The 12,600-nt window shown below is 61.2% G+C and carries 15 protein-coding genes; 9 read left to right on the top strand and 6 right to left on the bottom strand.

Going from position 1 to position 12,600, the window contains the following annotated elements; all coding sequences use genetic code 11:
* Window positions 1–8: 8 nt before the first annotated feature.
* Both ACZ5A6_RS10710 and ACZ5A6_RS10705 read left to right on the top strand, forming a co-directional pair.
* The gene (locus tag ACZ5A6_RS10710) at window positions 9–689 is read left to right on the top strand and encodes a response regulator (protein ID WP_025594373.1); all 681 of its coding nucleotides are present in this window, start codon (window positions 9–11) and stop codon (window positions 687–689) included.
* On the top strand, window positions 686–2,062 hold the full coding sequence (locus ACZ5A6_RS10705) for a sensor histidine kinase (protein ID WP_111798668.1): 1,377 nt from the start codon (window positions 686–688) through the stop codon (window positions 2,060–2,062). Before ACZ5A6_RS10710 ends, ACZ5A6_RS10705 begins: the two co-directional genes overlap by 4 nt.
* 42 nt (window positions 2,063–2,104) lie before the next feature.
* Here ACZ5A6_RS10705 and ACZ5A6_RS10700 read toward each other — a convergent pair whose 3' ends face one another.
* From ACZ5A6_RS10700 to ACZ5A6_RS10680, 5 genes are all read right to left on the bottom strand, one after another.
* Complete coding sequence (locus ACZ5A6_RS10700; RefSeq protein ID WP_003514020.1) at window positions 2,105–2,434, bottom strand: hypothetical protein; 330 nt, start codon at window positions 2,432–2,434, stop codon at window positions 2,105–2,107.
* A gap of 98 nt (window positions 2,435–2,532) precedes the next feature.
* Complete coding sequence (gene purU, locus ACZ5A6_RS10695; RefSeq protein ID WP_003514019.1) at window positions 2,533–3,417, bottom strand: formyltetrahydrofolate deformylase; 885 nt, start codon at window positions 3,415–3,417, stop codon at window positions 2,533–2,535.
* Between the two features lie 195 nt (window positions 3,418–3,612).
* Window positions 3,613–4,389 (bottom strand): YbaY family lipoprotein, encoded by a 777-nt coding sequence (locus ACZ5A6_RS10690; protein ID WP_174060975.1) that lies wholly within the window; start codon window positions 4,387–4,389, stop codon window positions 3,613–3,615.
* A gap of 155 nt (window positions 4,390–4,544) precedes the next feature.
* Window positions 4,545–5,066, bottom strand: a complete 522-nt coding sequence (hutX, locus tag ACZ5A6_RS10685; RefSeq protein ID WP_174060976.1) for a heme utilization cystosolic carrier protein HutX — start codon at window positions 5,064–5,066, stop codon at window positions 4,545–4,547.
* Between the two features lie 9 nt (window positions 5,067–5,075).
* Window positions 5,076–5,423, bottom strand: coding sequence for an antibiotic biosynthesis monooxygenase family protein (locus ACZ5A6_RS10680; protein ID WP_003514016.1), 348 nt, complete (start codon window positions 5,421–5,423; stop codon window positions 5,076–5,078).
* Between the two features lie 196 nt (window positions 5,424–5,619).
* On the opposite strand from ACZ5A6_RS10680, the gene ACZ5A6_RS10675 reads away from it, so the two are divergent.
* From ACZ5A6_RS10675 to ACZ5A6_RS10665, 3 genes are read left to right on the top strand one after another with little or no spacing between them, the layout of a single operon-like run.
* Entirely contained in the window at window positions 5,620–6,513 is an 894-nt protein-coding gene (locus tag ACZ5A6_RS10675) for a heme/hemin ABC transporter substrate-binding protein (RefSeq protein WP_003514008.1), read from the top strand.
* Window positions 6,510–7,598: an iron chelate uptake ABC transporter family permease subunit gene (locus tag ACZ5A6_RS10670; RefSeq protein ID WP_174060977.1), complete on the top strand. Its 1,089-nt coding sequence runs from the start codon at window positions 6,510–6,512 to the stop codon at window positions 7,596–7,598. The genes ACZ5A6_RS10675 and ACZ5A6_RS10670 overlap by 4 nt, the downstream gene beginning before the upstream one ends.
* Complete coding sequence (locus tag ACZ5A6_RS10665) at window positions 7,595–8,377, top strand: heme ABC transporter ATP-binding protein (protein ID WP_019565087.1); 783 nt, start codon at window positions 7,595–7,597, stop codon at window positions 8,375–8,377. Before ACZ5A6_RS10670 ends, ACZ5A6_RS10665 begins: the two co-directional genes overlap by 4 nt.
* A gap of 71 nt (window positions 8,378–8,448) precedes the next feature.
* Here ACZ5A6_RS10665 and ACZ5A6_RS10660 read toward each other — a convergent pair whose 3' ends face one another.
* Complete coding sequence (locus ACZ5A6_RS10660) at window positions 8,449–8,805, bottom strand: YbaN family protein (RefSeq protein ID WP_174060978.1); 357 nt, start codon at window positions 8,803–8,805, stop codon at window positions 8,449–8,451.
* A gap of 259 nt (window positions 8,806–9,064) precedes the next feature.
* Between ACZ5A6_RS10660 and ACZ5A6_RS10655 the strand changes: the two genes are divergently transcribed.
* The 4 genes from ACZ5A6_RS10655 (at window position 9,065) to ACZ5A6_RS10640 (ending at window position 12,475) form a co-directional block, all read left to right on the top strand.
* Window positions 9,065–9,460, top strand: a complete 396-nt coding sequence (locus ACZ5A6_RS10655; protein ID WP_003514001.1) for a VOC family protein — start codon at window positions 9,065–9,067, stop codon at window positions 9,458–9,460.
* Between the two features lie 14 nt (window positions 9,461–9,474).
* Window positions 9,475–10,167: a uracil-DNA glycosylase gene (gene ung, locus ACZ5A6_RS10650; RefSeq protein WP_025594362.1), complete on the top strand. Its 693-nt coding sequence runs from the start codon at window positions 9,475–9,477 to the stop codon at window positions 10,165–10,167.
* A 121-nt stretch (window positions 10,168–10,288) separates the two neighbouring features.
* Window positions 10,289–11,365 carry a siderophore-interacting protein gene (locus tag ACZ5A6_RS10645; RefSeq protein ID WP_065662147.1) on the top strand — a complete coding sequence of 359 codons (1,077 nt, stop codon included), beginning with the start codon at window positions 10,289–10,291 and terminating at the stop codon, window positions 11,363–11,365.
* 165 nt (window positions 11,366–11,530) lie between these two features.
* Complete coding sequence (locus tag ACZ5A6_RS10640) at window positions 11,531–12,475, top strand: VOC family protein (protein WP_174060979.1); 945 nt, start codon at window positions 11,531–11,533, stop codon at window positions 12,473–12,475.
* The last annotated feature ends 125 nt before the right edge of the window (window positions 12,476–12,600 follow it).

Genomic DNA, 12,600 nt, shown 5'->3' with positions numbered 1-12,600 from the left:
AGGAAGAATTGCGTATTTTGCTGGTCGAGGACAATCAGGTGCTGTCGGAAGGGCTGTGTGCGCTTCTGCGCGGCAGCGGTTATGCGGTGGATGTCGTTTCAGACGGCGCTTCCGCCGACGCGGCGATTGCGGCGGAAAATTTCGATCTCGTCATTCTCGATCTCAACCTGCCGGAAATGGACGGCATCGAGGTGCTGCGCTCCATGCGCTCGCGCCAGGACAAGGCGGCGGTGCTTATCCTGACGGCGCGTGGCACGCCGGAGGAGAAGGTCAAGGGGCTCGACCTCGGCGCCGACGACTACATGATCAAGCCCTTCGACATCACCGAATTTGAGGCGAGGGTGCGGGTGCTGCTGCGTCGCAATGCCGGCCTGCGCTCTTCTACGCTCGGCTTCGGCAAAGTCCTGTTCGACCTCACATCCCGCACCTTTTCAGCCGATGGGCGCCCGCTCGATATTCCGGCGCGTGAAGTGGCGCTGCTCGAGGTGCTGTTCATGCGGGCGGGCAAGGTGGTTGCCAAGGAGGCGATCGTGCAATCGCTGACCGGTTTCGACGACGAGATATCAGGCAACGCCATCGAGCAATATGTCAGCCGGCTGCGCAAGCGGCTTGCCCCCCACGGGCTGACGGTGAAGACGGCGCGTGGCATCGGCTATTATCTGGAAAAGCTGCCGGAGATGGCTGAATGAGACAGGCCGCCTATTCGCTCAGGCGGCGTCTTTTAGGTTGGCTTCTCATCTCCACCGCCATCATCGGCTGCGTTGCGCTCACTGATACCTGGCGCGAGGCGGTCAATACGGCCAATGTCGTCTCCGACCGGGTGCTGTCAGGTTCCGCGCTTGCGATTGCCGAGCGGGTGGTGGTGGCCGAAGACGGCTCGCTGGAGGTCGATATTCCCTATGTCGCGCTGGAAATGCTGACATCGGCGGCGCAGGACCGGGTGTTTTACCGTGTCGACGGGCCAAACGGGCAATTTCTCACCGGTTACCAGAACCTGCCGACGGTGGAGAATCCGGCCGGAGAAACGCCTGCCTATCGCGATGCAGTGTTTCGTGACGAGCCGATCCGCATCGCCGCGATCCGCCGTTTTGCTTCCACCGGCATCAATTCCGTGCCCTTTTCCGTGACGGTGGCTGAAACGACGATCGCCCGCAGCCAGCTTGCGCAGGCCATCATCCTGCGCTCGGCCTTGCGCCTGCTGTTCATGATCGTGGGCGCGGCGATCATTGTCTGGATCGCGGTGACGATTTCGCTCCGGCCGCTTTACCGGCTCAGCGAAGCGATTGCCGAGCGCAGCCCCAACGACCTGCATCCAATCCGGCAATCCGTGCCGGTGGAGGTGGAAAATCTGGTGGAAACGGTCAATTCCTTCATGGTGCGGCTGCAATCGGCGCTCGATGCGCTCAGGCATTTCACCGGTAATGCCAGCCATCAATTGCGCACGCCGCTTGCCATCATCAGCACCCAGCTTGCGCTTTCCGCCCGCGCCGCAAGTCTCGAAGACGCGCAGGCGGCGGCGCGCAAGGGCGGCGCTTCGGTGGCCCATGCCGAACACATCCTCGCCCAACTGCTGCGCATGGCCAATATCGATGCAGCGGGTTCGAGCGAAAAACATGATTTTTCCGCGATAGACTTGGTGGCCGTCGCGCAGAACGTGACCGCCGATTTCGTGCCACGCGCGGCGGACGCCGGCATCGATCTCGGTTTCGAAGGCGAGGGCGAAGCGACAATTCTCGCCGAGCCGCTCCTTATCGGTGAACTGATCGGCAATCTCGTTTCCAATGCCATCAACTACGCGGGGCGTGGTGCGGAAGTCACCGTGCGCGTCGGCAGGCAAGCGGGCGCCGTCTGGCTGGAAGTTGAAGATAACGGCCCCGGCATACCCACGGAAAAACGCGCCATGGTGCGCCAGCGCTTCGCCCGCGGCGAAGCCAACGCCGCCCCCGGCGCCGGCCTCGGCCTTGCGATCATCGAGGAGATCGCCGGGCTGTTCGGCGGGCGACTGACGCTGGAGGACGGCGCGGGCGGGCGGGGCTTAAGGGCCCGGGTAGAGTTTTCCTGAGGCGGCACTGCTGCGCCGTCCCCTTGGATGAGACTCGCGGTCCTATTCGTTCATCTTGTCGATAATCTGCATCATGATGTCAGCGCAGGCCTTCATCGGCTCGTCATCGGCACATTTGACGTCGATTTTGCGCTCGCCGTCTTCAATCCTGAAATGCGCTGCCTTGGAGGGCGGGGGTGGCATTCTCTTGCCATGCGGGCCGTCCCGCCAGCCTGCTTCCCTCGGACCACCAGGGCCGGGCGGCGGAGGTGGCGGCGGCGCATCCGCCCTTGAACCAGCGTCCGCTGGTCCCGGCGGTGGTGGCGGCTGCTGGGCGAAGCTGGACCCCGCCGCGATGAGAAACGCGGCGCCGGCAATGACGAGTTTTTTCATGTGAGAGACCTCGCTGTTGGGCTACAGAGAAGAAACGGTCACATGGGATGCTCGGTTGCCGGTCGGTAAAAATAATTCCGCGTTGTTTTCGTGGCGTATTAGCCCATCCGTTCCGAAGCGTAGCTGCCCGGGCTTGGCGGGAAGACTACGGTGCGGTTGCCGTTGATGAAGGTGCGGTGGTGGATGTGGGCATGGATGGCGCGTGCCAGTACCTGGCTTTCCACATCACGGCCAAGAGAGACGTAGTCTTCGGCAGATTGGGCATGGGTGACGCGCACCGTGTCCTGCTCGATGATCGGGCCTTCGTCCAGATCGGCGGTGACGTAATGGGCTGTCGCGCCGATCAGCTTTACACCTCGGTCATAGGCCTGCTTGTAGGGGTTGGCGCCCTTGAAGGATGGCAGGAAGGAGTGGTGGATGTTGATGATCCGGCCCGACATCTTGCGGCACATGTTATCGGACAGCACCTGCATGTAACGCGCCAGCACCACCAGTTCGGTGCCGCTGGTCTCGATCAGGTCCATCAGCTGCGCTTCGGCCTGCGGCTTGTTTTCCTTCGTTACCTTGATGTGGTGGAAGGGAATGTCGTGGTTGACCACCACTTTCTGATATTCGAAATGGTTGGAGACGACGCCGACGATATCGATCGGCAGCGCGCCGATCTTCCAGCGGTAGAGCAGATCGTTGAGGCAATGGCCGAAGCGGGACACCATCAGAAGTGTTTTCATGCGCTGGCCGTCGCTATAGATGCGGGCTTCCATGCCGAATTTTTCCGCCACCGGCTGAAAGCCCTCGGTGATGGCCTGCATCGTCGCGCCCTCTTCGGAAATGAAGGAAACGCGCATGAAGAACTTGCCGGTCTCGAGGTCGTCAAACTGCGAACTGTCGACGATGTTGCAGCCCTTTTCCGCCAGATAACCGGAAATCGCGGCGACGATGCCGCGGGTCGATTTGCAGGCTACTGTCAGAACATAGGTTGTCATTCGTTTTCCCTCAAAGACTTTGAACCGGCGCAGTTGGCGCGTTCCATAGCGCAGCTCTGTGGCGGAGCAAAGCGCCAAGACGAGTGCAGCAAAGTCATAAGACGGGAAAAGGGGCCGCGCCGTGCCGGAAGCGACATGGAATGTTCCACGGCCAGCACCGGCGGCGGCAGGCGTTGCCGCCTGCCGTTACCGCTCTCAGGCGCGGCGCAGGCGCATGGCCGTGCGGCCGCGGCCGTCGATCAACTCCAGCGTGCCGCGGCGCGGCTCGAGCCGGAAGGAGCGGGCGCCTTCAAGCGCTTCGATGAACTGCCTTTCCTGGCGCATGATGTCAGGAGCGCAGGCCATCTGGGTGGAAATCATCCGGCCGAAATCGACGCGGTTGCGGCTTATCTTCACCTCGCCGCCGATGCCGTTGCAGCCGGCATTGCCGGAAACGCGGCCCTCGCGGGAAATTTCCAGCGTTGCCTCGCGGCGGCCGCGAACCCTTTCGCCACGGATTTCCTGCACCAGCCAGCGCCCCTCAATGCCAGCGTGCGGCTCCGGCCTGCCTGGAGCCGCCGCCACCCGTTCCAGAACGAGATCGGTGTCGTCACGCCCACCGGCCAGAACCGAGTAACGGCGCGTGGTGGTGAAGAGCAGCCGGTCGCCCTCGCGGATTTCGGCGCTGAGCGCATAGGAGCGGCGGCCACGGATGTCGCGGTCGTCATAACGCAAAACGAAGGGTACCGGCACCTGCCCACGCGGGCGTATGGTTGTTTCGGCGATCGTCTGCGAAGGCGCGTCCGCCAGCGAGACATCGATGAGGCGCACCGTAACAGTCGCGCCCGGCGGCAGTGCGATCCGCTCGCGATAGGAAACGCTGCCGCGCAGGCTTGCGGGTGCGGCAGCCGCACCGCCCGCTGCAAAAAGCGGTGCAAGCGCGAGGAGCCCTGCGAAATTCCGGCGCGAAAGAAGTGGCTGGCGGTCGTTCATGGTGCTTGCTCCGTGCTGCTGATCGAATTTCAGCGGATGATAAAAAACGGCACTGAACGGGCGATGAACCGGTGAATGTTTCCTTACGAGTGGGGCTGAGCCATCGTGGATTGATGAGGAAGGAGGGAGGCCACCACCAGCAGCCTCCCATTCACTTAGCCACGGAAACTGTCCCGCAGCGCTTCGAACTTCGCCAGCTGATCGCCACGCAGTTCCTTGTTTTCGTCGCGACGGACGAAAATCTTGAACATGGCGCCGCCGGCGGCATTCATGAACCAGACGGAACAGGAGCGTCGGCCATGAAAGCCGCGATCGACGAAGGTGATGCCGGCGCAATTGTCCTTCTTGATGTGGCCGCCGATGGGGCTGTCACCGTGGATGTTGAACCAGCCGTGGCTTTCGCTGCCCTCCGGCAGGTCGCCCGGCACTTCCAGCACGATATCGCCGGTCTGGACGATCATCAGGACTTCGCCCCAGCCGCGCATCTCGTTCCAGATCGCGTCGAACTGATCGGAATCAGCCGAAACGGCCGCACCTTGCGGCAGGATCGCCAGAACTTCGGCTGATGTCACCTCTGCCTTGGCGGCAATGGCTTCCACGATGCCGTCAGGCTTTTCGGCAAGTGCTGCGGCAGCGCGGGCCTGCCGATCATCGGTCTTTTGTGCTGCAATGCTCATAGGCGAGCCTCAGGCGGCAATCGAACGGCGTTCGCCATTCTTGTCTTCGTGGATGATGACGTCAAAACCTTCGAAATGCGGGCCGGAAAGATATTCGACCTTGCCACGGTTCTCACCGGCCTTGGCATGGGCGGCGCGGAACTGTTCGGATTTGGTCCAGCTCAGGAAATCGTCCTTGGTGGCCCAGACGGTGTGCGAGGCATAGAGCGTGTGGTCATCCGCCTTCGGGCCTTTCAGCATGTGAAATTCGATATAGCCCGGCAGCTCGCTCAGGTGCGATTTACGCTCGCGCCAGATGGATTCGAAGGTATCCTCATAGCCCGGTACGACGCGAAAACGGTTCATTGCGATAAACATGGAAGTCTCCCTTTAAGTTTACAGTTGCAGTCAGGATATCCAGCCGAAGCGTGGATGGAAAGAGGCTGACGATAAAGCGAACAATTTTACTCCACTTATCGATTGCGCCTTCTATAAACATGTGCAAATAACTCAAGTTAAATAAGATGGGCAATCCCGTATCCGCCCGTGCCAGCTTGTGTTTCAGGATAGCGTCATGTTGAATTTAAGCCTTCGCTCGTTCGTTTTCGCCGCCCTCGTGCCCGCCGTCATCGCCGTTGCCGCGCCCGGAGCTAGAGCTTCGGACAAGGGCAATCCGGAGGCGAAACGCATCGTTGCAGTCGGCGGTACGGTAACGGAAATCCTTTATGCGCTCGGCGCGAGCGACCGCATCGTTGCGCGTGACAGCACCAGCAGCTATCCGGCGGACGTGCTGTCCAAGCCCGATATCGGCTATATGCGGGCGCTCTCGTCGGAGGGCATTCTGTCGCAGAAGCCCGATCTCATCCTGTCTGAAGATGGGTCCGGCCCGGCGGATGTCGTTGCCATCCTCAAGGCCAGTGCGGTGCCTTTCGTCACCGTCGATACCCCGCCGAGCGGCGACGCCATCCCCAGGAAGATCGAAGATGTCGGTGCGGCAGTTGGTCTTGCCGACAAGGCAAAGGCATTGGCCGCGGAAACCAAAGCCGGGCTTGATGTGCTCGCCAAGGACGTCTCAGCCGTGCCGGAAAAGAACAGGAAGCGTGTGCTCTTCGTGCTCTCCAGCGCGGGCGGTCGCATCATGGCGGCGGGCAAGGGCACCGAAGCGGCGGCGATCATCGAAATGGCCGGCGGCATCAATGCCGCGCAGGAAATCAGCGGGTACAAGCCGTTGACGGATGAGGCGGTCATCGCCTCCGCGCCCGATGTGGTGCTGACCATGGCGCGCGGTGACCATGCCGGCAAGGCGGATGAGATTTTCGCGCTGCCCGCGTTCCAGTCCACGCCGGCTGCTGCGGAGAAGGCGCTGATCAGCATGGACGGGCTTTACCTCATCGGTTTTGGCCCGCGCACGCCCGCCGCCGGTCGTGAACTGGCGCACAAGCTCTACCCTGATGTGGTGAAGCCGTGAGCCTTGCTGCCTTGAGTTCCACGGAGGGCAGGGTTGCCGGTGACAGATCCCGTCAGGGGGTTGTTACCCTTGCCGCGCTCGTTGGCATCCTGCTGTTTGCCTGCGGCGTGTCGCTCGTCAGCGGACCCACGGGTGTGGGCATTTCCGAACTCTGGGCCTATCTGACTGGCAGCGCGGATCAACTCGATGCGCGTGATAAAGTCATTCTCGAGGCGGTGCGACTGCCGCGCACGGCGCTCGGCATGTTGATCGGTGCTGGGCTTGGCGTCTCGGGCGCCATGATGCAGGGTCTTTTCCGCAATCCGCTGGCCGATCCCGGCATTGTCGGTGTCACCTCGGGTGCAGCACTTTTTGCGGTTGCGGCCATTTCTCTTGGGGAAGGTGCGCTTGCAACGGTCGCCGTATTTTTCGGGCCGCATTTTCTGCCGCTGATGGCGTTTTTCGGCGGGCTTTTGAACACCTGGCTGCTTTACGTCATTGCCACAAGGGATGGCGCCACCTCCACGACAACGCTTATTCTGGCCGGCATTGCGGTTGCGGCGATCAGCGGTGCGCTGACCGGCCTGATGATTTTTGTGGCCGATGACCGGGCGCTCCGCGACATCACCTTCTGGTCTCTCGGTTCTCTTGGTGGGGCCACCCCTGCCAAGGTTCTCGCCACCTTGCCCTTCATCATCGTCGTGCTCGCCATCATTCCCTTTGTCGCAAAGGGGCTGGATGCGCTGATCCTTGGCGATGCGGCGGCCTTTCACATGGGCATTCCCGTGCAGCGGCTGAAGCGAGTCGTCATTCTGGCCGTTGCCGCTGCCTGCGGGGCAAGCGTGGCCGCTGCCGGCTCCATCGGTTTTGTCGGTATCGTCGTGCCGCATCTGCTGCGGCTTGCCATTGGCCCATCGCACCGCTTCCTGCTGCCGGCCTCTGCATTTGGCGGGGCCGCACTTCTGCTTCTCGCCGACAGTTTTGCCCGCACGGTTGCGGCACCGGCGGAATTGCCCATCGGCGTGGTCACCGCGCTTATCGGCGCGCCGGTCTTCCTGTTCCTGCTGCTTGGCCGCGGCGGATTTTCCATGCGGAACATGTCATGATCCAGGCCGAAAACCTCACCCTCATCCGCTCCGGCCGCCGTCTGCTCGACGAGGTCTGCGTCGATCTGAAGCCCGGCAAGGTCAATGTCATTATCGGTCCGAACGGTGCCGGCAAATCGACGCTGATGAAGGTTCTGTCCGGCGAGATGCGTGCCGAGGCCGGTTCAGTGACCTATAATGATGTTGCCCTGCCGTTGTTTACGCCGGTTCAGCTTGCGCGCATCCGCGCCGTGCTGCCGCAGAATACCCAGCTTGCCTTTCCTTTCACCGCGCTCGAAATCGTGCGAATGGGCGCTGTCGCGCAAGGGTCGCGCGCGCCGGAAGAGCAGGCCCGCCGGGCGCTCGCCAGGGCCGGGCTTCGCGGGTTCGAGCAGCGCTCCTACAACATGCTGTCTGGCGGCGAGCAGCAGCGCGTGCAATTTGCCCGCGCTCTCGCCCAGGTGCCGCATCCCGTGGAAAACGGCGAGGTGCGGGCTCTCTTTCTCGATGAGCCGACGGCCAGTCTCGATATCGGCCACCAGATCGCGGTGCTGGAAACGGCGCGGGATTTCGCTATTGGCGGCGGTCTCGTGCTTGCCATCCTGCACGATCTCAACCTTGCGGCAGAATTTGCCGATCAACTTATCGTCATGCATGGCGGCCGGGTAACGGCGAGCGGTCCATCGCTGGACACGATCAGCGACGAGACAATTGCAAGGGTCTATGGTATTGGCGGCGTCGTCGGACGGCTGCCGGCGCGGCATATTCCTTATGTGCTGCCGCAGTCGAGGCATCGCTAGAGCATTTCCAGGAAAAGTGGAACCCGGTTTTCCGTCAGGAAATGCGACGCGGCTCCAAAGGTGATGTCGCCTCAGCTTTCCGGCCGGGTGACGATGAAGAGTGCAGAGCCGAGCATGACGGCGGCAACGATTGCCGCGCGCAGAGCCGGCGGGTCGCTCAGGAACCAGAAGGCGGCATAACTCGCAAACATGGCCGACAGGGCCGCAATCTTCGCCTTGCGGGCAATTGCGCCGCGTTCGCGCCATTGCCGAAGCGACGGGCCGAATCGGGGGTGGGTCAGAAGCCACGCCTCGAGTTTCGGTGAGGAGCGGGAAAAGCACCAGAGCGCCAGCAGCAGAAATGGCGTGGTGGGCAAAACGGGAAGAAACGCGCCGACGATGCCGGTCGCGACCATAAGCCAGCCAAGACAGAGGTACAGAAGGCGCATGGATATGCCGGTATCATGAGTTCTCTACTCAGGATAGAGCGGCGGGGCGAAATGTGAGGGCCATTTTGACCGGAAAGCCCGCGTGTCCAGGTCATGCGCCAACTGTTTCGCCATCACATTTGCCGTGATCGGGCGGTTTCCCCTGCTCCTTAATCCGTCTTTAGGGTTGAAAGCACGGCACTCTGTCTTTATCCCCTTGGTCCGCAATGTCCGGAGCACAACCGGACGACGACGAGATAAGAAGCAGAAGGAAAACACCATGGCCAAGCTGATCCACTCGATGGTCCGGGTGCTGGAAGAAAAGCGTTCGGTGGAGTTTTACAAGCAGGCTTTCGGGCTTGAGATTGCGGAACGTGCCGAGTTCGAAAATTTCACGCTGATCTATCTCAGCAATGCCGAAGGCGATTTCGAGCTGGAGCTGACTGTCAACCGGGGTCGCGAAGTGCCCTATGCGCTGGGTGACGGCTACGGCCATCTCGCGGTCAGCGTTGCCGATGTGGATGCCGAACATCAGCGTTTCATCGAGCTTGGCCTGTCTCCGGGCAAGATCATCGAAGCCGACCATAAAGGTCAGCCTTTCGCGAAATATTTCTTCATTTGCGATCCGGATGGCTACAAGATCGAAGTGCTGCAGCGCGGCAACCGGTTCAAGTAACAAAGAGGCACAACATGGCAGAGGCAGGCGTCAAACTCGAAGACAGCTGGAAACGTGTTCTTTCCACCGAATTCGCCAGCCCCTACATGCAGAAGCTCAAAGATTTCCTGCTTGCCGAAAAAACTGCTGGCAAGCACATCTTTCCCAAGGGTGCCGAATATTTCCGGGCGCTGGATCTGACCCCGCTCGACAGGGTCAAGGTCGTCATTCTGGGGCAGGACCCCTATCATGGGGTTGGCCAGGCACATGGGCTTTGCTTTTCGGTGCAGCCCGGCGTGCGCATTCCGCCCTCGCTCGTCAATATCTACAAGGAATTGCAGAGCGATCTGGGCATCCGCCCCGTCAGTCACGGTTTTCTGGAAAGCTGGGCGAAACAGGGCGTGCTTTTGCTCAACAGCGTGCTGACGGTGGAAGAATCGCGCGCTGCCTCGCATCAGGGGCAGGGCTGGGAAAAGTTCACCGATGCCGTCATCCGCGCCGTCAATGACGAATGCGAGCATGTGGTGTTCCTGCTCTGGGGTTCCTATGCCCAGAAGAAGGCGGCTTTCGTGGACCAGAAAAAACATCTCGTGCTGCGCTCGCCGCACCCTTCGCCGCTTTCGGCCCATAACGGCTTTTTCGGCAATGGCCATTTTTCCAAGGCAAACGCCTTCCTGGTATCCCATGGCCGCGAGCCTATCGACTGGCAATTGCCGGAAACTGCTTAAGCAACCTTCCAGCCTCCTCCGTCATGCCGGCTCAAGACGGGCATGACGGGGAGTGCAGCAAACATCTTTACAGCGCAGTCGGGTCCGGTTTAAGAATACTCGACTACAAAGTGAAGGATTTGTGCCCGTGTCTCTCCTATCTGCAGAAACCTCTGTCTCGCTGCCCGATCCCGCATCGATCGTCGATGCTTTCGAGGATCATTTTTCGGAGCATATGGAGATGGAGCGGGAAGGGACGACGGTGCGTTTCAAGGCGGAATATGGCCATGGCAGCTTCAGCGCCGAAGGTGGCCGGTTCGCCGCCCGGGTAAGCTGCGTTTCGGAACATATATTGACGTCGGTCAAGGCCATGGTGGCTGAGCATATCGTTGAGTTTTCCGGCAAGACGGGACTCGATTTCCGTTGGAGCGGACACGGCGCCTATCAGCGCGAGCTACCCAATCTCTTCGTCGGCAAGGTTGCCCGCGCCTATAATCTGACGCCGCATATGCGCCGTCTCGTGGTGTCCGTCGAAAGCGGTATTGAAAGGCTTGTCACCGGCGGCATGCATGTTCGCCTGCTGCTCGTTCCCGATCAGGCGCGCGCTGCGGTCTGGCCTTACCTCGCGCCCACCGGCGCGATCGTCTGGCCGGCGGGCGACGATCTTCTGACGCGGCGCGTCTATACCATCCGCTCCGGCGATGTTGGCCGCGGTGAGGTGGATATCGATTTCGTCATGCATGAGGGCGATGACATGCCGGGCGCAAATTTCGGTGCGACGGCAAAGCCGGGCGACGTTCTCGGCATCATCGGTCCGAGCGGCACTTGCCCGGAAGCGGAGCGTTACGTCTTTGCCGGCGACGAGACCGCGCTGCCGGTGATGCTGCGCATGGCGGCGGAAATGCCTGTTGGCAAGACGCTCAGCGTCTATGCCGAGATCGACAACGAGGCGGAACGGCAGGAGATCGTCTGCGCCGCCAATGTCGAATGGACATGGCTTTATCGGCGCGGCAAGCCCGCCGGCACATCGGGCCTTATCGAACAGGCGTTGCGCGGCCATGCCTGGACGGGCGAGCATGACGGCCTGCATGTTTTCGTTGCCTGCGAGAAGTCCGAGGCGAGGGCGGCGAAATCCTTCCTCACTGATGAGATCGCCTTCCCCAAGGCATCGCTGCGCGCAGTCGGTTACTGGAGCATGGGCCTCGCCGACGATCATTGAGGCATGCCTCTATCGACTGAGTTGAACAGTCGGTTTTATCGTTCACCAATCGGGAACAATCCGTTCCTGTTGCCGGTCTATGCCCGCAGCACTTCTTACCCCATCTTCACGCCATGAACACGGCTGGCCCGATTGACGGGCCGCCAAGGCGAAAAGGGGTTTATCATGTTGAACCAGATCAAGGGCCTGCACCACGTCACCTCCATGGCCGGTAGTGCGCGCCAGAACAACGGCTTTTTCACCGATACGCTCGGCCTGCGCCGGGTGAAGAAGACGGTCAATTTCGATGCGCCGGATGTCTACCATCTCTATTATGGCGATGAGGTCGGCACGCCCGGCTCCGTCATGACCTATTTTCCGTTCCCGCACATTGCCCGTGGTCGTCCCGGCACCGGCGAAGTGGGCACAACGCTGTTTTCCGTCCCGGAAGGCTCGCTCGGCTACTGGCAGGATCGTCTTTCCAAGGCGGGCGTGGACGGTCTGAAGGCTGACGAGGCATTCGGCAACAAGCGCCTGCATTTTGCAGGTCCCGATGGTGATGGTTTCGCGCTGGTCGAGGTCAAGGATGATGCCCGTACGCAGTGGACCGGCAATGGGGTCAGTGCGGATCAGGCGATCCACGGTTTTCAGGGCGCCTCCTTGCGCCTCCGTGACGAAGGGGCGACCGCCGAGCTTTTGAAGTTCATGGGTTATGAGGAAGTGGACCGCCAGGATGGCGTGCTGCGTCTCGGCATGCCCGGCGGCAACGGTGCTGATGTCATCGACATCGAAACCATGCCGAACATCTCCGGCGCGCGCCTCGGCGCGGGTTCGGTGCACCACATCGCCTTTGCGGTCGAAAACCGCGAAAAACAGCTCGAAGTCCGCAAGGCGCTGATGGATACCGGCTATCAGGTGACCCCGGTGATCGACCGCGATTATTTCTGGGCGATCTATTTCCGCACGCCCGGCGGTGTGCTGTTCGAAGTGGCCACCAACGAGCCCGGTTTCGACCGCGACGAGGACACGGCGCATCTCGGCGAGGCGCTGAAGCTGCCGACCCAGCACGCGCATCTGCGCGCCCAGCTGGAAAAGCAGCTGGAGCCGCTGGGTGACGAGAAGGCGGTTTAACCCTATCGGACCTGGCCATCCTTCGGCAGGACGTTTGCTACTCTTTTCTTCTCCCTGTCCGGGGAGAAGACGACACGCTGAAACCTTTCGCTCGACATGTGATGCCCAATGTCTTGCGGCAGAGT

This window comes from Agrobacterium sp. 6Ca8, from assembly GCF_055382765.1.
Note: the sequence above shows the minus strand (reverse complement) of the source record. Positions and strands in the feature narration are given on the sequence as shown.

What these genes read in the sequence shown, in the direction of transcription:
- ACZ5A6_RS10705 (WP_111798668.1), top strand. Translation starts at nt 686, where the DNA reads ATGAGACAGGCCGCCTATTCGCTCAGGCGGCGTCTTTTAGGTTGGCTT.
- ACZ5A6_RS10700 (WP_003514020.1), bottom strand. Translation starts at nt 2,434, where the DNA reads ATGAAAAAACTCGTCATTGCCGGCGCCGCGTTTCTCATCGCGGCGGGG.
- purU (WP_003514019.1), bottom strand. Translation starts at nt 3,417, where the DNA reads ATGACAACCTATGTTCTGACAGTAGCCTGCAAATCGACCCGCGGCATC.
- ACZ5A6_RS10690 (WP_174060975.1), bottom strand. Translation starts at nt 4,389, where the DNA reads ATGAACGACCGCCAGCCACTTCTTTCGCGCCGGAATTTCGCAGGGCTC.
- hutX (WP_174060976.1), bottom strand. Translation starts at nt 5,066, where the DNA reads ATGAGCATTGCAGCACAAAAGACCGATGATCGGCAGGCCCGCGCTGCC.
- ACZ5A6_RS10680 (WP_003514016.1), bottom strand. Translation starts at nt 5,423, where the DNA reads ATGTTTATCGCAATGAACCGTTTTCGCGTCGTACCGGGCTATGAGGAT.
- ACZ5A6_RS10675 (WP_003514008.1), top strand. Translation starts at nt 5,620, where the DNA reads ATGTTGAATTTAAGCCTTCGCTCGTTCGTTTTCGCCGCCCTCGTGCCC.
- ACZ5A6_RS10665 (WP_019565087.1), top strand. Translation starts at nt 7,595, where the DNA reads ATGATCCAGGCCGAAAACCTCACCCTCATCCGCTCCGGCCGCCGTCTG.
- ACZ5A6_RS10660 (WP_174060978.1), bottom strand. Translation starts at nt 8,805, where the DNA reads ATGCGCCTTCTGTACCTCTGTCTTGGCTGGCTTATGGTCGCGACCGGC.
- ACZ5A6_RS10655 (WP_003514001.1), top strand. Translation starts at nt 9,065, where the DNA reads ATGGCCAAGCTGATCCACTCGATGGTCCGGGTGCTGGAAGAAAAGCGT.
- ung (WP_025594362.1), top strand. Translation starts at nt 9,475, where the DNA reads ATGGCAGAGGCAGGCGTCAAACTCGAAGACAGCTGGAAACGTGTTCTT.
- ACZ5A6_RS10640 (WP_174060979.1), top strand. Translation starts at nt 11,531, where the DNA reads ATGTTGAACCAGATCAAGGGCCTGCACCACGTCACCTCCATGGCCGGT.